Origin of the sequence: Candidatus Ulvibacter alkanivorans, assembly GCF_003333325.1 — a bacterium.
Taxonomy (GTDB): Bacteria; Bacteroidota; Bacteroidia; order Flavobacteriales; family Flavobacteriaceae; genus Ulvibacter_A; species Ulvibacter_A alkanivorans.
The window spans coordinates 23,945-49,324 of sequence record NZ_QOLC01000080.1 but is presented as its reverse complement, the minus strand read 5'-3'; the positions used below and the strand labels follow the sequence as shown (position 1 = coordinate 49,324).

Here is a 25,380-nt window from a genome sequence, read left to right as displayed (position 1 = left end):
TCGCTAGGATCCTGACCTATAATGCACTCTTAGGTTAATTGAACGCTAATTAAACGTTCTCCTTAAATTCTGGACAGTCCAATCGAATATCATTGTTCGCCAGCGGTTTCTTCAAAAGGTTACAGTAGTCATGGCTGCTCTGACGTTCGTAAAACGTACAAGCAAAACACATACGCTGAATGGTTAATATCCCGTTGTGATTCAGTTTATAGATCAACTGACTTACGGTAGCGAACAAACTTTCTAATTCACTTTGTTCGAAATTCGTTAATTTATTTTTTAAAGGTGCAGCGAAATCGCCGGTTTCAGAAACCATTTGCCGACCGCGTTGCGATAAAAGGATCGTATAACTGCGGCTATCCGGAGAGGAATAATCTTTTATTATTAATTCTTTTTTATGGAGCATTCGTATGGCGTCACTTATAGTCGGTTTGGTGACATTAAATTCTTTTGCTAAATGACTTACACTACACATTTCCTGTTTATGAAATGCAATAAATAGTAGTAACTGAATTTGAATCGGACTTAATCCAACTATTTTAGCCTTTTCCCATATCAGTATTTTAAATACTTCGGAAATACGTTCCAGCCCTGCGACGATCTTGCTGGAGAGGTCTTGTTGCTGTTGTTCGGGATTAAAAATACTATCGTTCATAAAAGAGCCTGCCGAAGGTGGTTCGACAGGCAAAGTTAGCAATCCTAATTAAATATTAAAAATATTAGGCCTTAACATCTTCCATAGAAGCTCCAAAGTTAATGTGCAAGGCGTTTCCATTGGGAGTCACCAATGCCGGTACCGATTTTACACCCGCATTTTCAGCTTCTTTAATTCGTTCTCTTTGCTGCCCTAGATGGACAACTTCGACCTTGTTGTCACCAATGAGACTTATTAGATCTTGCTCGGCACTAACACATACGGGGCATCCTGCGTGATAAAAAATTGATTTACTCATGATTGAAAGTAATTAATGATGTTGCACTATTGCCTTTCAAAAATAGTAAGGAATCCTAACAAAATAAAATTTTGATGTAGTTTTTATTCTGAAGGAGATTATTCAAATAAAGAAAGGGGTGTTTTTTATCTTCGCACTATACGCGCGGTACACATCTGTTGCTACTCTTTAACAGCTTCCAACGACTTCTGAAGTGTTTTGATCTTGTCACGTAGTTTCGCAGCCATCATAAAATCCAAATCCTTGGCGGCAGTTTCCATAGCTTTTCTGGTATCTCGAATTTTCTTTTCCAGTTGTGCCTGTGTTAGATATTCGTCATCCGGTTCTGCAGCAGCCAATGTATCTGCTGTTTCAAAAGTATACGCCTGTTGTTTCGATTTGGTCAACGCATTCTCAAACGACTTCTTGATCGCTGTCGGAGTGATATTGTGCTCGGTATTATAGGCTATTTGCTTCTCACGTCTGTATTCTGTAGCATCAATGGTGTCTTGCATACTTTTAGTGATCTTATCGGCATACATGATCGCTTTTCCATTTAAATGACGAGCGGCACGCCCAACGGTCTGGGTCAACGACCTAGCACTTCTCAAAAAGCCTTCTTTGTCAGCGTCCAAGATGGCAACTAATGATACTTCCGGAAGATCTAAGCCTTCGCGTAATAAATTTACACCTACCAACACATCAAATAATCCCAATCGAAGGTCTTGCATGATCTCAACCCGTTCTAAGGTATCTACATCGCTATGAATGTAACGACATCGAATCTGTATACGAGTTAGATACTTTGTCAATTCTTCTGCCATTCGTTTCGTAAGCGTGGTCACTAATACGCGTTCATCTTTTTCAATACGCAATTGCATCTCTTCCAAAAGATCGTCTATCTGGTTCAAGCTGGGACGCACTTCAATTGGTGGGTCCAACAAGCCTGTCGGTCGAATAATCTGTTCTACAAAGACCCCACCACTCTTTTCGAGTTCGTAATCGGCCGGAGTAGCGCTTACATAGATCACTTGATTTTGTAATGCTTCAAACTCTTCAAACTTTAAAGGTCTGTTATCCATTGCAGCCGGAAGTCTGAACCCGTATTCTACCAAATTCTCTTTACGAGATCGATCCCCACCATACATGGCACCTACTTGAGGAATGGAAACATGACTTTCATCTACGATCATGAGATAATCATCAGGGAAATAGTCCAATAAGCAAAAGGGTCGCGTTCCCGGTTTACGTTGGTCCAAATAGCGAGAATAATTCTCGATTCCGCTACAATAGCCTAATTCTCGTATCATTTCTAGATCAAAATTGGTGCGTTCGTCCAATCGTTTGGCTTCTAAATGTTTTCCAATTTCTTTGAAATAAGATACCTGTTTTACCAGATCATCTTGTATGTCTTTAATAGCACCTTGCAACACATCGGGAGAAGTCACAAACATATTGGCCGGATAAATATTCAATCGGTCGTATTTTTCTACTACTTCATTATTCTCCGGATTAAAAGCTTCGATCTCTTCAATTTCATCTCCAAAAAAATGTATTCTGAAGGCCGTGTCTGCATAACTCGGAAACACATCAACCGTGTCTCCTTTAATTCGGAAACGACCGTGGTGGAATTCTGCCTCTGTCCTAGAATACAAGCTTTGTACTAACTTGTGTAATAGTTTGGTTCGCGAAAGTATTTGTCCGCTTTTTAAGCTGATCACGTTCTTCTGAAATTCTACCGGATTTCCAATTCCGTAGAGACAAGAAACCGAGGCAACCACCAATACATCACGTCTTCCGGAAAGTAAGGAAGAGGTGGTACTCAACCGAAGTTTTTCGATCTCCTCATTGATCGACAAGTCCTTTTCAATATAAGTTCCGCTGCTTGGAATAAATGCTTCCGGTTGATAATAGTCATAATAGGAAACAAAATATTCGACCGCATTTTCAGGAAATAAATTCTTAAACTCAGAATACAGTTGTGCGGCCAAAGTTTTGTTGTGCGCTAACACCAAGGTTGGTTTCTGAACTTGCTGCACTACGTTGGCTACCGTAAATGTCTTACCACTTCCGGTTACTCCCAATAAGGTTTGATATTTCTCTTCCGAAGAAATACCTGTCACCAGCGCTTCTATGGCAGTTGGTTGATCTCCTGTCGGACTAAAATCTGATACAATTTTGAATTTCATCTAGTAAGTTTCCGTAGTTATCAAAAATACGTAAAATAGAATGGTTATGGTAACCCTTAATGCATGGTTTATTGGTCAACGATTGGGTCCTATCGTTTCATCGTGAAATGATTTCTATAGGTGCCTCCGTCGGAAAAATAGGCCACAAACCAATAATCTGACGATGGTAACGGATTCCCGTTCCAGCTACCATCCCACCCCGGACTTTCGGGTGTCATCACGTATAAAACGCGATTGTATCTATCGAAAATTTCGATGCGATACACTTGAATAGCATCCTTCTCTTGGCCAGCTACCTGCCATCTATCATGGAACCCGTCTTGATTAGGAGTAAAAAACCGAGGAAAATCTAACACATATGCTTGAATACTAGCAAGACCACAACCATTTTTATCTCGAGCGTAGATCGTGTACACACCACCAAGTACCTTGGTGAACACAGGCTCATCTTGATAGTAACCCAAAGGATCGTTTAAGGCGTATTCATAATCGCCAACACCTGCTGCCGTCACGACTATTGTTTGATTGCCGTAATTTCCACTCACTTCATAACTTAGTTGCGGTGCTTCCGAAGCCAATACCGTGATCGTCTGGCTGGCCTCACAGCTGTACGTGCCGCCGTTTATGTGCTGCGTAAATGTAACAGTTACCGAATAGGTCCCGGGTTCATTTATAGCGATCGTGGGACTTGTCGCTCCGGTAGACCATAAAAAACTATAATCAGACGGATCTCCTAGTAGTCCGGAGCTGAGCGAAATTGTGCTTGGAAAAGTATCGATACAATAATAGGTGTTAGGCAGTTCTTCTAAAACCGGGGTTGGCACAACCGTTAGATATACTTCGCCTATACCAATACATCCGGTGGCATTCGACACCCGAACGTAAATGGTTTGAAAAACTTCTAATGTATTGGTAAACAACAGTGGTAATGGGTCAGTTTCGTCGAGGGCGTCGTCATAACGTTCATAATATGCGATGTTACTGTCGGGGCCAATAGTGGTAGTGATCTCGTTACTTACTTCGGAAAGATCAAAGGTCCCAAAAGCAGTGCCGTCTACAAACGAACAAGTTGCCAGCTCATAAGGACCTACGCTGTTCATCGTGGTTCTTAGGGTCACTTCAGCAATATTAAAGCATCCTAATGGAGTTTCCACCCGCGCAAAGACTATTTCATTTACAACAGAATTGGTATACGAATTGGGTGTTACAATTTCGTTTAATACAGTTTCAGCTTCCGAAGCACTGTTATAGAAGCCTTGGATCTGTAATGCATTGTCGTTGTTCGTAATGGCTTCGGAAGCGTCATAAAGGTTGAACGTTGCAATTCCATCGTCATTATCATCACACTGGTGGAGGTCGGTGTTTATTGCGCTCACTTCGGAAGCATATTCGATCAAAACTTCGTCGGAAGCAACACAGCCAGCTCCATAATCAATTTCAACCTTATACGTTCCAGGTGTAGAAACTGTTAACTGTGCTGTGGTTTCTAAAGGGAGCAACATTCCATTTTTAAACCAAGAATACCCCTGTGGCATTGTCCCATCCGGGGTGGCATCGAGTTCGTAGGTTTCATCGTCACAGAGCGGGTTGTTCGTTGTAAAACTTCGATCAGGTCCCAAGTCTGCACCAATAGTAAAGCTTTCGGCCTCTAAAAAAACAGCAGAATCGTAACGGTGATTTTGTTCATCTGCGATCACAAGTTTAATATGATATGTCGTGTTAGGGATCACTTCCGATTGCGCTGTGAGCACTTTGGTTTGCCCATTAAAATTTATGGCTGCATTGGACGAGTTCCATCCTTCAAAATAGGTTTCGTTTATGGGTGGACAACCACCAGGAATCCCAGAATGTACTGTAGTAACTAGCACAGGGGTCGAAGTTCCGGGAACTAGGGCAATATTCGTGTATTGACCGCCAATAGGTTTAATAAGAAAGGCAAAGGCGTCGGAATAGATACACGTATTAGGGTCGCCTTCTTGGTATTCTTCCGAAGCGAACAAATAACGAAACCGAATGGTATTGGCATTAGGCGTAAAATCAAATTCTAATATTGTAGCATTGGTCGTATTGCTAATACCAAGCGCATTTTCAAGATCGCTATCTCCTTCCCATGCCGGAGCGTTGTCATCGCTAAGCGAATCATTTGGACCGGGAACATTCGATACTTTTCCAGTGCTCATTACAATCCCACTTGACAAAGGAAAAGTACTGCCACCGTCGTTAAAGTATCCGTAACTTTTACTGCCATCGCTAAAGTTGCCTCCTATTACTTCTGTCACTTGAACGTTAGAAATACAACCGCTGTTTATAAGGACATCTTCTATGAGCTCTTGTGCGTTATACGTGGTAGCATCCACTTGAACGTACTGGGCGCTTACCGATAACCAAGAGAACAGGATAATAAAAACGGAGCTAATTCGCTTCAAGGAGAACAATCAATTTTACTTTTAAATAGCGCTGCAAAATTATTGAATAGATTGTTATTTCGCAGTCTTTTTAACACTTTTAGCAGCTCAATAATTCACATACACAAATCCGAGAAACGGTTCCGGGAATTCGGGATCGTTCAAGATAAGCACATAGTAATAGGTGCCAACCGGGACCAAATTGTCTTTATACAACAGTCCGGTGTTTGGAATACCGTCCCATAGGCCTTCTTCGTTACCTCCTTCATAGATCAGATTGCCTTGACGACTATAGATCTTAAGTACGAATTGTTCAAAGACATTGACCAGTCCTTTAATTTTAAACGGATCGTTAAGTCCATCGCCATTAGGAGACATCCCTTGGGGAATTTCAGGCGCACAATTTTCAGTCTTTATCAAAAAGGAAGCAGTTGCAAAACATACTTCTGTCTCTAGACGTACAAAAATGAGTTGTGGATCTGCACCGTTTTCATACTGTTCTGGGTCACCAATTGGATTCGTATTGGCAATAGCATCATCTTGATTGGTGAAGTAATTAATTTCGCCATTACCGTCTGGCGCGATAAGAGGATCTTGTTCGCGAAGATTGAATAAGGCAGTATCGAATCCTATGTCACAGGCGAGCAGGTCGGGTAGACTTACAATAGGAGGGATGCTCATAAACTCCACTTGAATATCAAAGTTATTATTGCCTTCATTCAACTCGAAGATAGTTCCTGTACCATTTCCAGTATCGTCAACTACAGCTTTCAGAATAAAAACATCGGGAATGTTCTCCGGTAAGGGTACTGAAATTGTACCTGATTCGCTGCCACCAACGGGAATGACATTTACTGTGGCAGCTTGTCCAACCAGTACGTTATTCGCATAAAATGCAATTGGTGTATTTGCCGGAAGCGGTCCCGTCGCCATAGTATTATAAACAGTGTAATCGATCGTTAGATCGCGCTGTCTGCAGGCATTTAAAGTATTGTCTATTGTTATGGTTACATCCGGCAACGGACAATCGATCACTTCGATCTCAAAACTAGCTACCAAAGAACAATCTGGATTTGCTACTCGAATGTAAATCGTTTGCGGATTTGAAGTGTTTTGAAAGATTTCGGGATCAACGATAGCGTTTTGATTGTTTTCGGCATCTTCTTGGGTGGTGTGATACGAAATGTCATTGACAGGGTCGATCTGAGCGGTGGCTTCGGTAAGATCAAAAACTTCAATTCCTACCACATCGCATTGTTCTAGATCTTGCAATCCTATTATTTCGGGGAATAGTTGCAAGTGGACCAATACCATGGCCTCATTGTTGTCTTCGTTCAGTTCATTAACGATGCCGGTACCTGTTCCAGTATCATCCACGACGGCAATCAAGTTAAAATCGGCCGGAATTGAAGCAGGAACCGTAAGAGTGATCGAGCCACTTTCTTGTCCGCCAATAGGTAGCTCGACCGTAGTGGCCGATTGTCCTATCAAGCTTGAATTGGCATAAAAAGCGATGGGTGTGTCGGTGGGAAGAACATCTGTGCTATTAACGTTAAACACAGTGTAGTCGACAGTGATTTCTCGATCGTCGCACTCGGTACTTCCATCTGTGACCTCGATCTCGATAGTGGCGTCGGGAAGTTCTGTGTTAAGGACTGTGATCACATTATTGATCATTACAAAATCATCGCCTGAAGTAAGCGTAATTACAGCCGATTGGTCACCCAGTTGGATATTGTTCTCAATATTATAAAAGTCAAGGTCCATATTGTACAATTCGCTGGACCCAGTAAAACTATTGGTGCTATTAAAAGCGTTTGCAGGGGGATTTAAAGGTGGATTACTAATGATATTACCATTTACTTGTAAGGTTTCATTGACAGCGAGCGAGGCATCACCTTCCCAAGAAGTAAAGCCAATTTTGGCTCCAATATTGTCTAAAACGTTGAGGTTATCCAGTTCGATATTTAATTCCGGATTGGATTCTGAAACACTTTCTAGTCCGTCGAATACATTTAATTGATTTAAAGAAACATTGGGATCCTCATAGATTACGGTAACTGCCCAGCCTCCAAAGTTGGTAGTGGTGTTACAGTACACCGGAATATCGTTAGTGAGGTCTAATTCGGAAACGGTATAATTTCCATTTCCGGTCGCAGCTACCAAAGAAGTTACGTCGGCATAGGCTGCAAAGAATGTAAGCGTTCCTAAGGTATTGGAAAAGGTCCGCTCTGCCGATACAGGCGTGTTATTGAATAGGATATCGAAATCTCCGTTTCCGGAGCCTGCCCAATATAAATATGCGGCTACTAGCGTCTGATTGGGCTGTAATTCAAAGTCGGCGCTACTTGAAGTCAAGATCTCACAAACTTGTCCACCGGCAGAGTTCTCACTGGTATTGAGGGTGTTTCCGAAGGCAATATAATCGTAACGTCCGTTAAACTGTTGAAATAGCGAAATATCTTGAGCCGAGAGACCTGCTGTAATGGTCAAACAAACAATACACCCAATATATTTCAGCAATTTCATCGCAATATGATTCAACCCTAAATATACGCAATATTTAGTGGAAGCGCTGAGATGAAAATTGTTTTAAAGATCGCGTTTTTTCAGGATGCGATAGGCACCATAGATAAAGAGCAAGGTCCAGAAAAGCACTATGGCTATTTGATACCAATGTACCCCATAATCCTTGACAAAATTCTCACCGCCAATTTGATTGGCTACCGACTTGATCGCACCCAATCGAGTGATGGGTTCTTTTACCAGATTACTCATAGATGCCAACGGCAAGAATTGGAAAACCGAATCGTTAAGGTTTACGTCGGTCTTATAATTTATAAAACTGAAGAAGAGGGAAATTAGTCCTTCGATGATCTGCCATAACGCCAAGAAACCTAAGGCAAATGCCGAACGTTTTACCCATACCCCTAAGAACAAACAGAAACTAAAGAATCCTATTAGTTTAATAAAATACGCCAATAGGTATTCCATGTCGCTAAAAATGATCCCGATCTCAGTATAATCTGAGAATACCAACCCTAAGATCATCGATACGATAAAGAGGAATACGGTAGATAACACCGAAAACAGTAATACGGTTAATACCTTGGAAGCGAGGAACTCCTTTTTGCTGAGGCCGTCGATCAAATTTTGCTTGAGGGTCTTATAGCTGTATTCGTTAGAGACCATGGAAACAATGACAATAGCTAAGAAGATCTTAAGCCAAGCTGCGACCCACGAATTAAAGTGCCAAATAAAAGGGAAATTAAAGATGCCTTGTTCGGCAATTCGGAAGTTTACATTACCAAATTCAAACTTATAGGAAGCAATTAATGCAATAAAGCTTATTAATACAAAATAGGTGATCGTTAGCACTTTTGCAGAACGACTATATCGTAATTTTTGAAATTCTATAGAAAGTAATCGAAGCATGGTTAGTTGTTTTTGGTAAGTTCAAGGAATTGTTCTTCAAGACTCTCTTTGCGTTTTACCAGATGGGACAGTGTAATACCCTTATCGAAAAGCAGTTTGTTCAATTCGGTGGCATCCATAGGCTCTTGTAAGTACGCAACGATCGACGCTCCTTCTCGCTTTAGCACTCCAAACGATGGATGATTTTCTAAGGTGCTTTGCAATAGATCGATATCCTTGCTCTGTAAGGTGAAAAATCCATGACTTGCATTCATGGCATCTACACTGCCACTATATAAACTTACTCCTTTCCGAAGAATTACAACATGGCTACACACCTTTTCCACTTCATCCAAAAGGTGAGAAGCAAGTAATATGGTCGTGCCTTGCGATGCGATCTTCTTTATAATCTCTCGTATTTGATGAATTCCTTGTGGGTCTAAACCGTTGGTAGGTTCATCTAAGATCAGGATCTCCGGGTCGTTGAGCAGGGCAGAGGCGATCGCTAATCGTTGTTTCATACCGAGCGAATAGGCGCTAAATTTACTATCCTTTCGTTCGCTAAGTCCTACCAATTCTAGCTTCTCTTCTATTTTATCGGGAGAAACTTCTTTGATCTTACACACCAAGTTCAGGTTTTGAACGGCGGTCATATATGGATAAAAGTTTGGGCGCTCAATAATGGCGCCTACCTTTTTTAATGCATTATGGGTAGAGTCACTTCCATCGAACCAGTGGAAATTGCCCGAGGTCTTGTTCACTACATTGAGAACGATACCCAAAGTAGTAGATTTTCCACTTCCATTTGGACCTAAGATCCCGTATACATTTCCTTTTTCGATGGTAAACGACAGGTCATCGACCGCCGTGAGCGAACCAAATCGCTTGGTAAGATTGTTGATAGTAAGTATAGGTTGCACGTACTGTGGTTTTGGTAATTAGTTTCTAGTATGACGAACGAGCCCGGAAATTGTTACATTTTCAATTTTTAAAATGCTCGGTGCACAACCAGCAGTGGGTACGTTCTATGATTTTTGCTCTTTATTGAAATACACCAGATAATAGTACATCTGTTTTTCTTCATCCCATCCTTTTTCCACAAAACGTTCTGCACTTTCGGGATTAATAAAATCCATTTTTATCTGAATATTGGTGTCCAGATTAATCACGTTCTTTATTTTCTTTCTTGCTGCGGAAACTGCCGTATTAGCGATAGGGAAGGTCGTTAGATCTTCAATGCTGTACTTGGGAGCGCGCTCAGACTTGTAGTGCTGGAACTCAGGAATAAGATCGGGATTATCGATCACTTCGTTCATGAATGAAGATTCTTCAAAGGTGTCATTCTTTGCAAAATGGTTGACTGCTCTGTTCATAAAAAGCACTTCTTGCTGTTTGTCTTCGGCAGGTAATACGACATCTTTGGCGAAATCTTGACAAAACTTCAAATATTTCTTGGTCTTAAAGTTGTCGTCTTCACAAGGGTCAACGCCTAAGAAACTTTCGAGCCAGTATCGCGCATCGTATCGATTGCTGTCTACCGACAAGATCTTATAGCCTTCTTCTTTTTTTACATTAAAGATTAGACAGCCTTTATCAAGTTTGTTCAAATTTACCCCCTGTTGTAAAAAGGCTTCCAGCTGATTTTCTTTTTCTGAAAACTGTAGAAAATCTTGTTTTAACTCCGACTTGAAGATTCCAATCGCATCCACTTTTTCATTGTCTATTTGCAGCCCTTCCAAATAAGCTACATACACCTCACCACTTTTTATATGTGGGTGCATCGATTGTTCAAAAAGGTGTTGGGTGATCTTTTTTGATTGTTGGTGTATGCTTTCCGGATTCGCAAATATTTCAGAAGCGATGGTGTACAACTCATGAAACTCTAGATCGGCTTCGTGCTCAAATTGGTAGTAGTTCTCTTCCTTATCCCGAAATGGTTTCAGAAAGAATTCTTTTAATAAAGGGGTTAACTCATCATCTAATTTATAGGGTTGTTCTGAAAGTAGCATGGATTCATTTCTACTTTTATTTCCTATTCTATGAATTGATAAGGAGGCAATATGGGTTGAATATAGGTTGAGCATTGATCAATTAGGTGTTGAAAGTTATTAGCGTATTCAAATTTTCAGTAACGAGAATAGGGCTTCAATCGTTAATTCCAATTTTCATCAAAATCGAGATTGTCGTAATCTTCTGCATCTAGGTCATAGTCTTCATCTTCAAGTTCTTCGGCACCTTCCTCGCTTTCTATAATAAAATCTTTTTCCGGCGCTTCATCGGGAATCTGTCCATGCGCAAACATTAAGTTCGGATAAATTCGACCGTCTTCAGGTTCTGTTATCTCTGCAAGTTCTACCAAGAAGGTCCACATATTTAGGAAATCATAGATGTAGATAAGTCGCGTTTGTTGTTCCCAAACGGTATCTTCCAAGATCGTTTCATTCATGACACGTACTTGCGATTCGTCTTCACTCATATCGAACAATGCGATCTCTTCTCCTTGTTCCCAAGCTTCGTTGCTCACATAAAAAGAAGCCATTTCCTGACCCGCAAACCCGAAGGCCTGTGTTATGGCATTGTGAAAATCCTCCATGGTCATGGATGCATCAATTTCTATGTCACGAAAGACATCTTCATGGGTGTCGAGTATAACTCTAAAACGATAAATCATATACTAAATTTTTCGACTGCAAAGTTACAAATATAATCTTCGTTCTAATGTAATTTTGGGAAGCGTTCTGTAAAAGTTGTCGCTTTAGATCTGCCGTGCAATAAAGTCGGGTCGATGCTTTTTCCAAGCTTCCATCACTACATAGAATTGTACGCCAAAGAGCAGCGATGCAAAGATCAAATGAAGGGGTTGCGACAATACCGGAAAATCAAAATAATACATGGCAATACCGGTAGCCGCTTCAAGCATTACCAATAAAAACACCCAATTTATCTTGTGCAGCCCATAACGGTGTTTTTTATTGAAGTACCACAGAGCTGCATTCACTACAAAGACCAAGACGGAAAAAGAACGGTGGATGTAAAAAGTGACTGTTGGATCGTCCAACCACATCGCTTTGGCTTCATACCCCACCAAATCGATCTGTTCATCCACAAACTGTCTTACTTGAGTGCCTAAGACCACTTGAACAAGAGTCAAGATGAGAGAAAAGATCAATAAATTAACATAGCTCTTTGCGATGGAAAAGGTGCGTTTGTGTTCGCGAGAAATATACAGTAAGTAAAGCAACAAAGCTACGATCACCAGTGCCATGACCATGTGAATAGTAATTTTTACAGGGGCCAATTCTGAATATACTACCGTGGCGCCTAGCCAAGCTTGAAAGCCTAGTAAGAATACAGCTAACCACGATAGCAACGTAATTTGCTTTCGCTTTTTCCATTTCCAGATCGATAGGATCGCCATGACCAATATAGCAATTCCAGATAGGGCGCCCATTAGACGGTTAATGTATTCTATCCAAGTGTGCCAAACATTAAATATGGCATAATCGTGTTTCGTATAGGCATTCCAATTTACAGCATTGTAAGCCTCACCGGTTCTAAAATCTTGAGCTGCTACTTGTAAGGTCTCATTTTTGATAATTACTTGTCCTTTCTTATAGGCTCTATTGGGTTGCCATGTTAGTTCCTGCGCATCGGTAGGAGGGATGTAGTACCCAAAACATTTTGGCCAATCGGGACATCCCATGCCCGAGCCTGTCATACGTACCATGGCACCGGCTACAATGACCAAATACACCAGAATGAGCGATATTTTAACCCACTTTCTATACATTAATCCACGGGTGTTAGGTTGAGTTCGGCTCCCTTTTTCAGCATGTATTCTTTGGCGGCCTGATATTCATTAGGGATTTCACCTTCTAAGATCGCTTCCTTTATGGCGTCTTTTATCATACCAATTTCTTTGGAAGGTTTTAAATTAAAGGTTTGCATGATCTCCTCACCACTTACAGGAGGTTGGAAATTCCGAACATGATCCCGTTCTTCAACTTCAACGATCTTTTCACGTACACGTTGAAAGTTGTTATGATATTTTTTAAATTTCTTCGGATTCTTTGTCGTGATATCCGCTTCGCAAAGTGTCATTAGGTCTTCTACGTGGTCACCGGCATCAAAAATGAGTCTGCGCACAGCACTATCGGTCACATCGCTTGCGAGTACGATTGGACGCGAACTCATAAGCACCATTTTTTGAACAAACTTCATCTTATCGTTCAAAGGCATTTTGAGACGTTTAAAAAGCTTGTAGACCATCTTGGAGCCCACAAATTCATGTCCATGGAATGTCCATCCAACCTTCTTGTCGAATTTCTTGGTAGGTGCTTTGCCAATATCGTGTAATAAAGCGGCCCATCGCAGCCAAAGATTGTCTGTAGTTTTTGCAATATTATCGACCACTTCTAAGGTATGCCAAAAGTTATCTTTGTGTCGTTGTCCCTCTTTTTCATCGATGCCTTGCAGTGCGACCAACTCTGGAAAAATGTAAGGGAGAAGACCTGTCTTGTGTAGTAAAGCAAACCCTTTCGACGGGGTTGGAGCCATTAGTATCTTGTGAATTTCATCTACGATGCGTTCTTCGGAAATGATCTCGATACGATTGGCCTTATTGGTAATGGCTTGTAGCGCTTCGGGAGCGATGTTAAAATTTAATTGGGTCGCAAATCGGATGGCGCGAAGCATCCGCAAGGGATCGTCGCTAAAAGTGATCGAAGGATCCAGCGGAGTTCTAATTACTCGTTGTTCGAGGTCAGTTATACCGTTGAACGGGTCTAAGAGCTTTCCGAAGTCATCCTTATTCAAGCTTAAAGCTAGCGCATTGATGGTAAAATCTCGTCGGTTTTGATCGTCCTCCAGGCTACCATCTTCAACTGCCGGGTTTCTGCTATCTTGTTGGTACGATTCTTTGCGTGCGCCTACAAATTCGAGTTCCATCCCGGCCGCTCTTAACATCGCCGTACCGTAATTTTTAAAGACCGAAACTTTCGGATTTCCAGGAAGCAAACGCGAAACTTCTTTTGCCAACGCGATTCCACTTCCCACAGCGACGATATCGATATCCTTGGCTTCGCCGCGTTTTAGAATATAATCTCTTACAAAACCTCCAATTACATAACTTTCTAAACCCAAATTTGCGGCAGCTTGCGAAAGGGTATTGAAGATCGGGTGTTGTAGGGCAGTTGCGTATGTAGGCATGTGTTATTCTCGAATAACCCGAACCGATCCGTCATTTTTTAACTTGATTATGGCAGATGGTTTTCCGGATTTTTTTGTCCGATGCAAATTTACGACATAGTCAACGCCTTCCAAAATCTCGGGCGCTATTTCTTTAAAGCTTGTCGGGGTCTTTGTACCGCTTATATTCGCCGAAGTAGATACTATGGGTCTTCTAAATTTTCGTATTAGCTGTTTGCAGAAGTCATCTTTAGTAACGCGTATCGCAAGTGAATTGTCTTGAGCGATCAGGTTCTCGGCTACTCGTATAGGATCATCATAGATGATAGTAGTAGGTTTTGCTGCATATTTGAGTATGTCGTAGGCTACTTCTGGCACCTCCTCTACAAACTGATTCAGCATTTTAAAATCGTTTACAAGACAAATAAGCGACTTGCTTTCAACCCGATGTTTTAAGGCATAGACCTTGTCGATCGCCACCGGATGCGTGGCATCACAGCCTATTCCCCAAACGGTATCGGTTGGGTAAAGAATAAGTCCGCCACGTTTTAAAACTGCTAAACAGTTATTGATTTCTTCTTGCATAGATACGTTTTACCAACTGCAAATTTACTAAATAGCGAAGTGTCTACATAGTAAATAGACAGCTTTCACCATACGCTTGTGCTAAAAAAACAATTGAAATAATAGTACCTTTACATCGATTTTTACGCGAATAATTATCTCGAACTGCTATGAAAACTGCCTTGCTTATTTCAACCTATAATTGGCCGGAAGCCCTAGAATTGGTGCTTAAAAGCGTAGCGGCACAATCGCAATTACCCGATGAGTTATTAATAGCAGACGATGGTTCTACACAGCCTACCACAGACCTCATTAACGCTTTTAAAGAGAAATCTTCTATTCCTGTGATCCATGTTTGGCATGAGGATGACGGATTTAGACGTTCGGCGATTTTGAATAAGGCCGTGGCACGATCATCGGCCGATTATATTGTTCAAACCGACGGGGATTGTATTATTCATCCCGACTTCATTAAAGATCACGCTCGGTTGGCTCAAAAGAAAACCTATTTGTACGGAAGTCGTGTAAGTATTAAAGAAGAAGCGATCGATCGGTTGTTTGAATCTAAGAATATCAATTTTTCCTTTTTTTCCGAAGGAATTAAAAAACGCAGTCGGACACTGCGGTTTCCTTTATTGAGTGCGTTATATAGACCGAAGAATGAATTGTCTCGCAAATTAAGAGGTTGTAATGTTTCATTTTGGCGCGATGATTTTATTAAGGTAAATGGCTATAATGAAGCCATGACAGGTTGGGGACGAGAAGATTCTGAGCTTATTATCCGGATGATGAACACCGGAGTTTCAGGAAAACGAATACGCTATAGTGGTATTGTTTATCATATTTGGCATCCTACTACTTCAAAAAGCAATCTAAACACCAACGATGCGATTCAACAACGTGCGATCGATGAGCAATTAACACGTTGTGAGGATGGGGTTGACAAGTATTTATAGCTGTTATAAATTAAGGGCTAAATAATCGATGACTATGTTTGCCGCTCGTTGTGAAGCGGTTGATCCTTCTTCTGTATAGTAATTTCCCTCGTTAATTTCTTGCTGAATGGGTTTGTAGTCTTCAAACTTTTTTTGAGCCTGCTTCAGTGCGGCCGGTAATGCGGCAACCGATTCGATCACTTCCCCACATTTCCAAAAGCGGTAATTGACATCATTTTTAAAATTGATCTTTTCAGAATTAAAGAAAAGCACCGGTCTCGGACGTATTATAAATTCGTACACTTGGCTGGAAACATCTCCCAAGTATATATCGGCCGCTCTAGTATACACCATCTCTACGCTGGCATCACTTCCTAGATCGATAAACATATGGGTTGCCTTGCGATATTTGCTAGGGATGATAGCTGGGTCCTCGCCACCTTTATCGGTGAATAAATTAATATGAGGAGCAAAAATTAAATTATAATGGTTCTGATTATAAAAATGTTCCAGTATCGCCAGTCCGTGGTCGTGCCAAGATGAGAAAGGAGGGGAGAAATGGGGATTGTATAGAACTGTTGGTTTGCTATTGTCGAAGAACTGCTTTGGCGGTTGTACGGCAACCGCATCTAATTTTGGGTACCCGGCAATTTTAGTAGTAGGACTTAATAATTTTTTCTGCTTTAACTGTTCGTAATAGAATTCACCGAAAACAACGTGCAGGTCAAAATCCAAGAGATCTTTTTTGTAGACGTAGCCTCGTCCCGCGACCCCATGAGGAAATTTTATAAACTTTGGATTGGCTTTTTGTTTTCGGTATTTAAGTAATTTTTGATGGGTATAATCGGTAAAGATGATCGCATCGAAATTCGCTAAGATATAACGATGGTTCTTTGACATCCAAAAGCCTTTTCGCGGTAGATCCCTGTTCTTTAACCAATCTGTAAACGCCCTGAAAGCCTGAGTTTGCCGTTCTTCGACCTTAACAGCAGTATTATTGTGTTCTTTTAATTTGCCATATAAGTATTCATGAGGTCCGGGATAAGTAATAATGGTTACATTATGCGCTTTAGCGAGTTCGATAGCCACTGTAATAAAGTGATTAATGTGATGAATCTCATCGATAAAGAGTATGGCTATGTTGTATTTTCTGGTCATTAATGTAAAAGGGCTGGACTTATTTATAGAAACCTAATTTCTTTTTAATTTTTTTTGAAGCCACATTCCATTTCGAATCGAGCTTATTTCTAAAACTTGTTAACTTCCATTCTTGCTGCGGAAGAATATTCGCTAAAATATGTTGTTTTTTGTTTTCTGAAATTACAAATAGGTCGAAGAAATGGTCTGTTGCTACAGCATCGTAGCCGGTAAATTCATTTACTTTATTCTCTTGGTGTATCACCGAAGCCCAGATACGCTCATTCGGTACATGTATAATGTTGGTCTCTCGTTTCCAATTTCGATGTGAGACCATGCTAACGGTCTTTGGTTGTTCGTTCTTCTCTATTAACGAAATAAACGGATTAAATAAATGCAACTTCTTTCCTAATTTAATGGTTGGTGATACCTGCAGGGTGTATCCATCGATAAAATCTACCGCCATGAAGTCTTGTTCAACAAAACGCCTTTGCACAGAGGCAACATAATGTTTGCTCAAGCAGTCATCGTTGTCGAGCCCACTGCTAATAATGTAAGGTGCTTCGCAACTTGCAACATGCTCTTGCAATGTAGGTAGGAATGCGTCCATACCATCGACGAATAAAGGAGTAAATTGCGGCAATTCTTGTTGTAATTTGGTAATAAGTGAACGGTATTTGACACTGGTATTGGTGTCGAAAAAAACAAGCCATTTAAAATTCTTCTGTGTTTGTGAGGCAACACTCGGAAAACAATAATTAGTAAAAAGATCAAATCGGTTGGCATGCCATTCTTCCGTTAATACCGCCACGTTCTTCTTATTGGTCTTCCAATCTGCCTTGCGCAAATTAAAACGTGTAATTAAAAAGTGTTGAAACATGGTAAGTCGGTATTTACAGTAACCTTATATTTGCAATGTTACAAATTTACAAGTTTACAGTTACTAGCACCCACGAATGAAGGAACGATTCAAGTTTTCTACGAAATTAGAGCCCACAACAGCCGAGAAGCTATATGCGTTGTTACACAAATTCGATGAGCTGCCTAGCGGTATTGGAACTCGTAATGTAATGAAGGTCACTAACCTGGAAGGAATGCCGGTAAACATCAAGGCATTTAAAATTCCAAATTTGGTTAATAAGTTTGCCTATGCTTTTTTTCGAGCTTCAAAAGCGAAACGAAGCTATTCGTATGCAAAACGATTGTTAGCCATGGAGGTCAAGACCCCAATGCCACTTGCTTATTTAGAACAATATCGTTCAGGCTTGTTCGATAAAAGCTTTTACGTAAGTAAGAATTTAGAGCATGACCTGACCATTCGAGAGATCGTAGACAATGACCAATATCCAAATTACGAAACGATCTTACGTGCCTTTACACGCTTTACCTTCAGTTTACACGAAAAGAATATTAATTTTCTGGATCATTCTCCCGGTAACACACTTATTGTTGAAACAGCTGAAGGTTATGATTTTTATTTGGTCGATTTAAATCGAATGAAGTTTGAAACGATGGACTTTCAGAAGCGAATGAAAAATTTTGCAAAATTGTCCCCAAAAGATCGAATGTTGGAGATTATGTGTGATGAATACGCCAAGCTCTATCCACAACGTTCCAAAATTGAGATCAAAGAAGTGATGTATGCGTATTCCTATCAATTTTCTACGGCCTATAAGAAGAAAGAAGCATTTAAGAAGAAGTATTTTTTCTGGAGAAAACGCTAAACCTATTGCCTACCTTTCCGAAGCAACCATAATTTTACATAGCGCATAAATACGACATAGCCTTGAATATAACCAATCGTTAGGCCTACGACTCCATCTCTAAACCCGCTTTGCACGAAGTAGTGTTTAAAAAAGCCCCAAAATGGTTTGATCACGAAATGGTAAGCTGTTAATCGACCTGTTTTCTTATCATAATCTTTTGCCTGCCAAGATGCATATTTGTTCATCTTTTGTATATAATTATCGAAACTGATATAGGTGTTATGATATAATTTACTCCTAAGTTTCCCTACCTTACCCTTGGCAATAATTTCTTCGTGCACGTACTTGTCTTCATACCGACACGCATCGCGTTTAAAAAGTCGAATCACACTATCATTACGCCAACCACTGTAGTGTACACGTTGACCCATAAAATGATTCTTTCTGCCAATCCAATATGCCACGGTACCATCGGTTGGCGGATTTTTTAGGACCTCGATCACTTCCTCCTTTAACTCAGGAGTGACTCGCTCATCGGCGTCCAATAGTAAGATCCATTCGTGTTTCGCTTGCGGTATGGTCCAATTTTTTTGTGCAGCTGGATAATCGAAGGTCCTGCGAACTACACGAGTCGCCATTTTCTCTGCAATTTCAAAGGTGCCATCGGTAGTATAACTGTCTACTACCAAGATCTCGTCCGCGAAATCGACCGAAGCGATCACAGCTTCTATGTTGTGAATTTCGTTGCCGACAGGGATGATAGCAGTAAGTTTTTCCATAAATAGCTTACGATTTTGTGAATGCTGTGTTGTAGGATCTAAGGGTAAAATAGCCTAATTTTTTCCTAATTTGATATTTGCGAACCAAATTTAACGGCTTCGATTGTAAGTGGCTCTTGTCTGCATGCAAAAACGAGATGCAGGCATCGATCACTCGTGCACTTGAAGCACCGTCTTTATAAGGATGTAATTGTTGGTTAAAGGTTGCCATTTTTTCCAAAATAGCCGGTGGAAACGTAAGTGCGGTGTCTAAGGCGTTTTCTATTTCTGAAACCGACGTGATATTTATTAAATGCGGTTTTGGAATATGATGGTTAAAGGTAACTATAGGCTTTTCTTGCAGTCCAAACTCCTGTATGGCTGAAGTCGTATCGGAAAACATGATACTTGCCTTTTTCATTAACGGAACCAGATCGGTAGTGTTATGATACGTAAAATGAGAACTAGTAAGACTGCCCCATTTTTCTTTAATGTAAGAAGGAAGTTTAGGGTGCAACACCATATCGAAAACATATTTCTTAGTTGCGAGAAGTGATTGGATACTTTCAAATACTTCTTGGTTCATGGCCAGACTTAAACGTTCGGTAAATGTTGAGGCTATAAAGACCGTTGGTGTTTCGTTAATTTTCTTTTCTGAAATAGGGAACAAAGGATCGACCTTAGACCAGCCGGTTTCAATAACCTCAAAATGCGGATGCTTTTTTTGTTGTTCCTTAAAGACCGAAGTCGTAGAAGGCCCTTGCGTACAATACAAGTCGAACAAGCCACGAATTCTAAAGTGGTCCTTTCTAAACGATCGTTTCTCGGCATTAAAACCATGGAACACTTGTACTTTTAAACCACGAAGAAAATCGGGAACCACATCGGTGATGGTTAGGATAATGTCCGGATCGTAATCGATCACTTCTTCGATAGTATCGAAACGGAGTGAAGTGGAGGGTAGTGCTATCCTAGTATCTTTTTCATCACAAAACCAATGAACAGCATACCCTCGTTTTTGCAATTCCTTTTCTAGCGGTATGCCAATAGGCACCGCATACGAATACGAAATGTAAATTAAGAATCGATACTGCATTAATGGTTCTTTACAAATGCTTTTAATTTCGGTTCGATAAAGGTAGGTTTAAATTTTAAATAGTAGGCTTCGGGTGAGCTTTTGGCCGCTATTACGTCTGCTTCATAATGGTCGACAAAATCGGACATATGAACCGCTTGATGGTCGCCGGTTTCCACTTCACCAAACCAATTTGCTTTGTTAAGATGCGGAGAAAATATAATAAAAGTAGGGATGTTCAACGCTTTCGCCATATTTACAGCCCCGCCCTCGTTTCCTATCATGGCATCACAATGCGCAGTAAGCGCTAAAAATTCACGCAGGCTTTTTCCGAAGAGATCAAAGAATATTTGCTGTTGGGTGCTTGGTTTCGTCAAATTATAGATCTCGCGGGCTTCTTTTTCTTGCTTCGGAATGTAATTGAACAACAATTGTGCATCCCCTTTTTCCTCCACAATCGCATCGAGTAATTGTGCCATATAAGCAGCAGGGTAGGTCTTAGCGCGATTACTACCCAAAACACTGATCATATACAAGGGCTTGTCTAAGTCGATACCTTGCTCAGCCAACAGTGTATTTGCAGCGGTTAGTTCTTCGGGCTGCAGGTATATTTTTGGACTACATTGTTTAAATTCGATGTGCAATGGAGCCAGCAAGCGCAAGCGGTTCTCAATAGCCAAACTGGCATTGTGTTGCGGCTTTTTGATGCGTTGTATATTATGCGTAAAGATAAAACGAGATTGCTTTTTACGATATCCTATCTTGATCTTGGCACCGGAAAATACAGTGATAAAATGACTGCTCAATTTGCCGTACACATCGATCACAGCGTCATATCGTTGCTTTCTTATCTGTTTTAGAAACCGATAGAAGGCAATATAGCTATGCTCTATTTTTGGGGTAACAAAAACAAATTCGTCGATATATGGGTGGTGTTGTACCACCGGATATGTATGGCTGTTAATTAAATAATGAAGCTGGGCATTTGGGTAACGATCTTTCAGCATTTCAAACATCACACTGCTGGTGAGGACATCACCTATCATCTTTTGTTGTATGACCAGTATCTTATTCAGACCAAGATTGCTTTTATGCTATTGTTTATACGGCCACGTCGTATTCGCGCAACGCATCGTTTAAAGAGGTCTTTTTATTAGTGCTTTCTTTCCGTTTTCCAATAATAAGTGCACAAGGAACTTGGAATTCTCCTGCCGGGAATTTTTTTGTATAACTTCCGGGAATTACGACCGATCGCGCCGGAACGAGCCCTTTAGTTTCTAAAGGAGACTCACCGGTAACGTCGATAATCTTTGTAGAAGCCGTTAGTACAACATTGGCTCCTAGGACCGCTTCACGCTCAACACGAACGCCTTCTACCACAATGCAGCGAGAACCAATAAACGCGTTGTCTTCAATGATCACAGGAGCGGCCTGTAATGGTTCTAAGACACCGCCAATACCAACACCTCCGCTTAAGTGGACGTTTTTACCTATTTGAGCACAACTTCCTACAGTGGCCCATGTATCGACCATGGTACCTTCATCTACATAAGCTCCAATGTTAACATAACTTGGCATCATGATCACACCCTTACTAATGTACGCTCCATGGCGTGCCACGGCATGCGGTACTACACGAATTCCTTTTTCTTTATACCCACTTTTAAGAGGTATTTTGTCGTGATATTCAAAAATACCTGCTTCCATCGTCTCCATTTTTTGAATTGGAAAATACAAGACCACAGCTTTCTTTACCCATTCATTTACTTGCCATCCATCTTTAGTGGGTTCTGCACATCGTAAAATACCTTCGTCGCATTGTTTTACAACCTCACGAATGGCGGCGATCGTATTTGGGTCGGTTAAAAGGGAACGATCGTCCCATGCTTTTTCTATGGTTTGTTGTAGTTGGGTCATATGCAGAATTGTTTTAAACCTAAATAAAAAACCTAGGCGCTCAAATTTAATTGTTGTTATGTACGCAAAGATAGGTGTCCAAAGGAAATCTTACCACTATTTAGTATACTAAAACGTAAACTCGTATTTTTGCGCTTTTATGGGAAGGATTTTAGCGATAGATTATGGAACCAAGCGCACGGGAATTGCCGTTACCGATGAATTACAGCTAATTGCCTCGGGTTTGACCACAGTAGCGACGTCAACATTGCTCCCTTTTTTAAAGGACTATTTTTCTTCGGAAAAAGTACAATTGGTGCTCATTGGAGAGCCAAAACAAAAAGATGGTACCCCCAGCGCCGTCGAAGAACATATTTCGAAATTCTTAAAAGAATTTACCTCGCACTTTCCCGATATTCCCACCGAGCGAGTAGATGAGCGCTATAGCAGTAAACGAGCGTTTCAGACGATGATAGATAGTGGACTTAAAAAAAAACAACGACAAAATAAGGCATTGGTCGATGAGATTAGTGCGACGATTATTTTACAAGATTATCTCTATAATAATTAGATTCAAATGATAGTACCCATAGTGGCATACGGTGATCCCGTATTGCGAAAAGTAGCAAAAGATATTGATGAAAACTATCCAAAACTGGATGCCTTGATCGAGAATATGTTCGACACCATGTACGGTGCTCGTGGCATTGGACTGGCAGCGCCGCAAATTGGGTTGCCTATCCGAATTTTTATCGTCGATGCGACACCGTTTGAAGATGACGAAGATCTTTCCGAAGAAGAACAAAAACTCGTAGCCGAATTCAAAAAAGTTTTTATTAATGCCAAGATCATTTCCGAAGAAGGCGATGAGTGGGCGTTTAATGAAGGGTGTCTAAGTATCCCCGACATCAATGAAGACGTTTTTAGACAGCCAAAGATCACCATCGAGTATTACGATGCAGACTTTAAAAAACATACGGAAACCTACGAAGGAATTGTGGCACGTATCATTCAACATGAATACGACCATATAGAAGGCATCTTATTTACCGATAAACTTTCTTCGCTCAAAAAACGATTGATTAAAGGAAAATTGTCTAATATTTCTAAAGGGAAAATAGATGTTAAGTATCGCATGAAATTTCCATTAGCCAAAAAGAAACGTTAACATCGTTGGAATTATAATCGAAACCAAAGATATTTGTAGCCCCTAAAAAGGAAATTACTATATGAGTTTAGAAAAAATATTATCGATCTCCGGAAAACCCGGACTGTACGAATTAAAAGCACAAACGCGAAGCGGATTCTTAGCCGAATCACTTATAGACGGTAAAAAGATAAGTGTTGGCGCCCAAAACAACGTAAGTTTGCTGTCTGAGATCGCGATCTACACCCTAACCGAAGAAGTTCCATTACGTGAGGTATTCGCTAAAATTGCCGACAAAGAGAACGGAGGCAAGGCCATTAGCCATAAGGAACCTAAAATAAAACTGGAAGAATATTTTTTCGAAGTGTTACCCGATTACGACGAGGATCGTGTCTATCCTAGCGATATAAAAAAGGTGATACAGTGGTACAACCTATTACAAAAACATGGAATTACCGATTTTTCGGAAACCGATGTTTCTTCGGAAGAAGAATAATCCCCATCCATTGTAAAGAAAGCAGCCTTCAAGTAACTTTGAGGGCTGTTTTATTTTTAACAAGTCTTCTATTTTCTGAAGCAGAATTACTTAGTTTTGTACAACACCCTTCTATAAACAGCAATGAATACTAGAGAACAACAATTGCAAGCGTTCGACCGACTACTCACTATTATGGACGAACTGCGAGAACAGTGCCCATGGGATAAAAAGCAAACGATGCAAACACTGCGACATCTCACCATTGAAGAGACCTACGAATTAGGTGATGCCATTTTAGAGAACGACCTAGAGGAGGTGAAAGGAGAACTGGGCGATCTGTTGCTACATATAGTCTTTTATGCAAAAATTGGGAGCGAGACCAACGATTTCGATATTGCCGATGTCACCAATCAGATCTGTGAAAAATTAATAGCGCGCCATCCACATATTTATGCCGATGTTGAGGTACAAGATGAAGAAGAGGTCAAACAAAATTGGGAAAACCTAAAACTTAAGGAAGGAAAAAAGAGTGTGTTGGAAGGCGTTCCAAAGTCGTTGCCGGCACTCGTAAAAGCCAATCGCATTCAAGATAAGGTGGCCGGAGTAGGCTTTGACTGGGAAGAACCGCATCAGGTTTTTGAAAAGTTAAAAGAAGAGTTGGAAGAACTACAACACGAGGTTGCTCAAGACAACGAAGCACAGATGGAAGCCGAATTTGGTGATGTGCTATTCTCCATGATCAATTATGCTCGCTTTCTAAAGGTAGATCCCGAAAATGCACTGGAGCGTACCAACAAGAAGTTTATCAAACGATTTCAGTATTTAGAGAGCAAAGCAAAGCAATTAGGCAAACCATTAAAAGATATGACCTTAGCCGAAATGGACGTGTTTTGGGAAGAGGCAAAAACAGTTAACTAGTTTAAATCACCTTCGGAAGGTTATACATCGTCCATTTACGATCACTTCTGAAAATCCGATATGTTCGCGAATCCATGCTAAGCTTTCTTCCGAATAGAAGACCACATGTGTAGGGTCGTCTTTATAGTACCAATCTATAAATGCTTTGTCTTTAGGCAGTAGTTCGGTCATACAGTATAAAGCACCATTTTTCCGAAGCATTTTCCGAAGCAATGCAAATTCTTTGGCAGGATGATGAAAGTGCTCCATTACTTCACAACATACGATAAAATGATAGGTGTTTTCTAAGACGCGATTATCTTGATGAAAAAAAGGATCGTATAATTCTAATGTGTAGTTTAATTTAGAGAGCATTACCGAAATCACCGGCCCAGTTCCTGCGCCAAAATCGAGCCCATAACTTCCCGATGGGAAATCCTTGGTGACCGCCTCGACAATAGGAGATACGAACGATTGGTAACGCATATCGGTTACATCGTTGTTGTGTTCTAAATAGCGTTCTTTTTCTTGTGCCGCCGATACGTAGTGCGATGGATCTTTAAATACAATGTGGCAATTTGGACAACTTAGATAGTCGCTCTCTCGAACTGTCGTCAATAGCTTGGTATCACTGTTCTTACAGAGTGGGCAAGCGACCAT

General features: G+C 40.7%; 25 protein-coding genes. 6 read left to right on the top strand and 19 right to left on the bottom strand.

The genetic code is table 11. The features are described 5' to 3' along the window. Window positions 1-49: 49 nt before the first annotated feature. From DWA30_RS07585 to DWA30_RS07530, 12 genes are all read right to left on the bottom strand, one after another. A complete protein-coding gene (locus DWA30_RS07585; protein ID WP_245933881.1) occupies window positions 50-688 on the bottom strand; it encodes a MarR family winged helix-turn-helix transcriptional regulator in 639 nt (212 codons plus the stop codon). Between the two features lie 31 nt (window positions 689-719). Beyond that, the gene (locus DWA30_RS07580; protein WP_114491936.1) at window positions 720-953 is read right to left on the bottom strand and encodes a thioredoxin family protein; all 234 of its coding nucleotides are present in this window, start codon (window positions 951-953) and stop codon (window positions 720-722) included. A gap of 161 nt (window positions 954-1,114) precedes the next feature. After that, complete coding sequence (gene uvrB / locus DWA30_RS07575; RefSeq protein WP_114491935.1) at window positions 1,115-3,121, bottom strand: excinuclease ABC subunit UvrB; 2,007 nt, start codon at window positions 3,119-3,121, stop codon at window positions 1,115-1,117. A gap of 89 nt (window positions 3,122-3,210) precedes the next feature. Continuing rightward, window positions 3,211-5,547, bottom strand: a complete 2,337-nt coding sequence (locus tag DWA30_RS07570) for a T9SS type B sorting domain-containing protein (RefSeq protein WP_114491934.1) — start codon at window positions 5,545-5,547, stop codon at window positions 3,211-3,213. Window positions 5,548-5,634: 87 nt separating this feature from the next. Then, window positions 5,635-8,055, bottom strand: a complete 2,421-nt coding sequence (locus tag DWA30_RS07565) for an FIDD domain-containing protein (RefSeq protein WP_114491933.1) — start codon at window positions 8,053-8,055, stop codon at window positions 5,635-5,637. 63 nt (window positions 8,056-8,118) lie between these two features. Beyond that, window positions 8,119-8,961, bottom strand: coding sequence for an ABC transporter permease (locus tag DWA30_RS07560; RefSeq protein WP_114491932.1), 843 nt, complete (start codon window positions 8,959-8,961; stop codon window positions 8,119-8,121). Window positions 8,962-8,963: 2 nt separating this feature from the next. Further along, entirely contained in the window at window positions 8,964-9,860 is an 897-nt protein-coding gene (locus DWA30_RS07555; RefSeq protein ID WP_114491931.1) for an ABC transporter ATP-binding protein, read from the bottom strand. A gap of 105 nt (window positions 9,861-9,965) precedes the next feature. Beyond that, on the bottom strand, window positions 9,966-11,024 hold the full coding sequence (locus tag DWA30_RS07550; RefSeq protein ID WP_114491930.1) for a nucleoid-associated protein: 1,059 nt from the start codon (window positions 11,022-11,024) through the stop codon (window positions 9,966-9,968). Window positions 11,025-11,092: 68 nt separating this feature from the next. Further along, window positions 11,093-11,611 carry an IS1096 element passenger TnpR family protein gene (locus DWA30_RS07545; RefSeq protein ID WP_114491929.1) on the bottom strand — a complete coding sequence of 173 codons (519 nt, stop codon included), beginning with the start codon at window positions 11,609-11,611 and terminating at the stop codon, window positions 11,093-11,095. 84 nt (window positions 11,612-11,695) lie between these two features. Continuing rightward, window positions 11,696-12,730 (bottom strand): COX15/CtaA family protein, encoded by a 1,035-nt coding sequence (locus tag DWA30_RS07540; RefSeq protein ID WP_114491928.1) that lies wholly within the window; start codon window positions 12,728-12,730, stop codon window positions 11,696-11,698. Further along, window positions 12,730-14,148 (bottom strand): CCA tRNA nucleotidyltransferase, encoded by a 1,419-nt coding sequence (locus DWA30_RS07535; protein WP_114491927.1) that lies wholly within the window; start codon window positions 14,146-14,148, stop codon window positions 12,730-12,732. The genes DWA30_RS07540 and DWA30_RS07535 overlap by 1 nt, the downstream gene beginning before the upstream one ends. Before the next feature lie 3 nt (window positions 14,149-14,151). Continuing rightward, window positions 14,152-14,712: an L-threonylcarbamoyladenylate synthase gene (locus DWA30_RS07530; RefSeq protein WP_114491926.1), complete on the bottom strand. Its 561-nt coding sequence runs from the start codon at window positions 14,710-14,712 to the stop codon at window positions 14,152-14,154. Window positions 14,713-14,861: 149 nt separating this feature from the next. Between DWA30_RS07530 and DWA30_RS07525 the strand changes: the two genes are divergently transcribed. Next, window positions 14,862-15,647, top strand: a complete 786-nt coding sequence (locus DWA30_RS07525; RefSeq protein ID WP_114491925.1) for a glycosyltransferase family 2 protein — start codon at window positions 14,862-14,864, stop codon at window positions 15,645-15,647. Between the two features lie 3 nt (window positions 15,648-15,650). On the opposite strand, the gene DWA30_RS07520 is transcribed toward DWA30_RS07525, so the two are convergent. Together DWA30_RS07520 and DWA30_RS07515 are read right to left on the bottom strand one after the other, a co-directional pair. Further along, complete coding sequence (locus DWA30_RS07520) at window positions 15,651-16,784, bottom strand: CDP-glycerol glycerophosphotransferase family protein (protein ID WP_114491924.1); 1,134 nt, start codon at window positions 16,782-16,784, stop codon at window positions 15,651-15,653. Window positions 16,785-16,803: 19 nt separating this feature from the next. Continuing rightward, window positions 16,804-17,643, bottom strand: a complete 840-nt coding sequence (locus tag DWA30_RS07515) for a glycosyltransferase (RefSeq protein ID WP_114491923.1) — start codon at window positions 17,641-17,643, stop codon at window positions 16,804-16,806. Window positions 17,644-17,719: 76 nt separating this feature from the next. Here DWA30_RS07515 and DWA30_RS07510 point away from each other — a divergent pair, with 76 nt between their 5' ends. Further along, window positions 17,720-18,487: a lipopolysaccharide kinase InaA family protein gene (locus DWA30_RS07510; protein WP_114491922.1), complete on the top strand. Its 768-nt coding sequence runs from the start codon at window positions 17,720-17,722 to the stop codon at window positions 18,485-18,487. Window positions 18,488-18,489: 2 nt separating this feature from the next. Here the strand turns inward: DWA30_RS07510 and DWA30_RS07505 are convergent, their stop codons facing one another. From DWA30_RS07505 to DWA30_RS07490, 4 genes are read right to left on the bottom strand one after another with little or no spacing between them, the layout of a single operon-like run. Then, window positions 18,490-19,248 (bottom strand): glycosyltransferase family 2 protein, encoded by a 759-nt coding sequence (locus DWA30_RS07505; protein ID WP_114491921.1) that lies wholly within the window; start codon window positions 19,246-19,248, stop codon window positions 18,490-18,492. Between the two features lie 7 nt (window positions 19,249-19,255). Continuing rightward, complete coding sequence (locus DWA30_RS07500; RefSeq protein WP_114491920.1) at window positions 19,256-20,323, bottom strand: CDP-glycerol glycerophosphotransferase family protein; 1,068 nt, start codon at window positions 20,321-20,323, stop codon at window positions 19,256-19,258. Beyond that, window positions 20,323-21,348 carry a glycosyltransferase family 9 protein gene (locus DWA30_RS07495; protein ID WP_114491919.1) on the bottom strand — a complete coding sequence of 342 codons (1,026 nt, stop codon included), beginning with the start codon at window positions 21,346-21,348 and terminating at the stop codon, window positions 20,323-20,325. The genes DWA30_RS07500 and DWA30_RS07495 overlap by 1 nt, the downstream gene beginning before the upstream one ends. A gap of 55 nt (window positions 21,349-21,403) precedes the next feature. Then, on the bottom strand, window positions 21,404-22,219 hold the full coding sequence (locus DWA30_RS07490) for a 2,3,4,5-tetrahydropyridine-2,6-dicarboxylate N-succinyltransferase (RefSeq protein WP_114491918.1): 816 nt from the start codon (window positions 22,217-22,219) through the stop codon (window positions 21,404-21,406). Between the two features lie 139 nt (window positions 22,220-22,358). Here DWA30_RS07490 and ruvX point away from each other — a divergent pair, with 139 nt between their 5' ends. From ruvX to mazG, 4 genes are all read left to right on the top strand, one after another. Further along, window positions 22,359-22,769 carry a Holliday junction resolvase RuvX gene (ruvX, locus tag DWA30_RS07485; RefSeq protein WP_114491917.1) on the top strand — a complete coding sequence of 137 codons (411 nt, stop codon included), beginning with the start codon at window positions 22,359-22,361 and terminating at the stop codon, window positions 22,767-22,769. 6 nt (window positions 22,770-22,775) lie between these two features. Beyond that, the gene (gene def / locus DWA30_RS07480) at window positions 22,776-23,366 is read left to right on the top strand and encodes a peptide deformylase (RefSeq protein WP_114491916.1); all 591 of its coding nucleotides are present in this window, start codon (window positions 22,776-22,778) and stop codon (window positions 23,364-23,366) included. A 61-nt stretch (window positions 23,367-23,427) separates the two neighbouring features. After that, a complete protein-coding gene (locus tag DWA30_RS07475; RefSeq protein WP_114491915.1) occupies window positions 23,428-23,841 on the top strand; it encodes a DUF5606 family protein in 414 nt (137 codons plus the stop codon). 123 nt (window positions 23,842-23,964) lie between these two features. Further along, a complete protein-coding gene (mazG, locus tag DWA30_RS07470) occupies window positions 23,965-24,741 on the top strand; it encodes a nucleoside triphosphate pyrophosphohydrolase (protein WP_114491914.1) in 777 nt (258 codons plus the stop codon). Window positions 24,742-24,747: 6 nt separating this feature from the next. Here the strand turns inward: mazG and DWA30_RS07465 are convergent, their stop codons facing one another. Next, window positions 24,748-25,380, bottom strand: coding sequence for a methyltransferase domain-containing protein (locus DWA30_RS07465; RefSeq protein ID WP_114491913.1), 633 nt, complete (start codon window positions 25,378-25,380; stop codon window positions 24,748-24,750).

Bases quoted from the DNA above. Each gene is read 5' to 3' on its own strand.
- DWA30_RS07580 (WP_114491936.1), bottom strand. From the start codon at position 953: ATGAGTAAATCAATTTTTTATCACGCAGGATGCCCCGTATGTGTTAGT.
- uvrB (WP_114491935.1), bottom strand. From the start codon at position 3,121: ATGAAATTCAAAATTGTATCAGATTTTAGTCCGACAGGAGATCAACCA.
- DWA30_RS07565 (WP_114491933.1), bottom strand. From the start codon at position 8,055: ATGAAATTGCTGAAATATATTGGGTGTATTGTTTGTTTGACCATTACA.
- DWA30_RS07560 (WP_114491932.1), bottom strand. From the start codon at position 8,961: ATGCTTCGATTACTTTCTATAGAATTTCAAAAATTACGATATAGTCGT.
- DWA30_RS07550 (WP_114491930.1), bottom strand. From the start codon at position 11,024: ATGCTCAACCTATATTCAACCCATATTGCCTCCTTATCAATTCATAGA.
- DWA30_RS07545 (WP_114491929.1), bottom strand. From the start codon at position 11,611: ATGATTTATCGTTTTAGAGTTATACTCGACACCCATGAAGATGTCTTT.
- DWA30_RS07540 (WP_114491928.1), bottom strand. From the start codon at position 12,730: ATGTATAGAAAGTGGGTTAAAATATCGCTCATTCTGGTGTATTTGGTC.
- DWA30_RS07535 (WP_114491927.1), bottom strand. From the start codon at position 14,148: ATGCCTACATACGCAACTGCCCTACAACACCCGATCTTCAATACCCTT.
- DWA30_RS07530 (WP_114491926.1), bottom strand. From the start codon at position 14,712: ATGCAAGAAGAAATCAATAACTGTTTAGCAGTTTTAAAACGTGGCGGA.
- DWA30_RS07525 (WP_114491925.1), top strand. From the start codon at position 14,862: ATGAAAACTGCCTTGCTTATTTCAACCTATAATTGGCCGGAAGCCCTA.
- DWA30_RS07520 (WP_114491924.1), bottom strand. From the start codon at position 16,784: ATGACCAGAAAATACAACATAGCCATACTCTTTATCGATGAGATTCAT.
- DWA30_RS07515 (WP_114491923.1), bottom strand. From the start codon at position 17,643: ATGTTTCAACACTTTTTAATTACACGTTTTAATTTGCGCAAGGCAGAT.
- DWA30_RS07510 (WP_114491922.1), top strand. From the start codon at position 17,720: ATGAAGGAACGATTCAAGTTTTCTACGAAATTAGAGCCCACAACAGCC.
- DWA30_RS07505 (WP_114491921.1), bottom strand. From the start codon at position 19,248: ATGGAAAAACTTACTGCTATCATCCCTGTCGGCAACGAAATTCACAAC.
- DWA30_RS07500 (WP_114491920.1), bottom strand. From the start codon at position 20,323: ATGCAGTATCGATTCTTAATTTACATTTCGTATTCGTATGCGGTGCCT.
- DWA30_RS07495 (WP_114491919.1), bottom strand. From the start codon at position 21,348: ATGATAGGTGATGTCCTCACCAGCAGTGTGATGTTTGAAATGCTGAAA.
- DWA30_RS07490 (WP_114491918.1), bottom strand. From the start codon at position 22,219: ATGACCCAACTACAACAAACCATAGAAAAAGCATGGGACGATCGTTCC.
- ruvX (WP_114491917.1), top strand. From the start codon at position 22,359: ATGGGAAGGATTTTAGCGATAGATTATGGAACCAAGCGCACGGGAATT.
- def (WP_114491916.1), top strand. From the start codon at position 22,776: ATGATAGTACCCATAGTGGCATACGGTGATCCCGTATTGCGAAAAGTA.
- DWA30_RS07475 (WP_114491915.1), top strand. From the start codon at position 23,428: ATGAGTTTAGAAAAAATATTATCGATCTCCGGAAAACCCGGACTGTAC.
- mazG (WP_114491914.1), top strand. From the start codon at position 23,965: ATGAATACTAGAGAACAACAATTGCAAGCGTTCGACCGACTACTCACT.
- DWA30_RS07465 (WP_114491913.1), bottom strand. From the start codon at position 25,380: ATGGTCGCTTGCCCACTCTGTAAGAACAGTGATACCAAGCTATTGACG.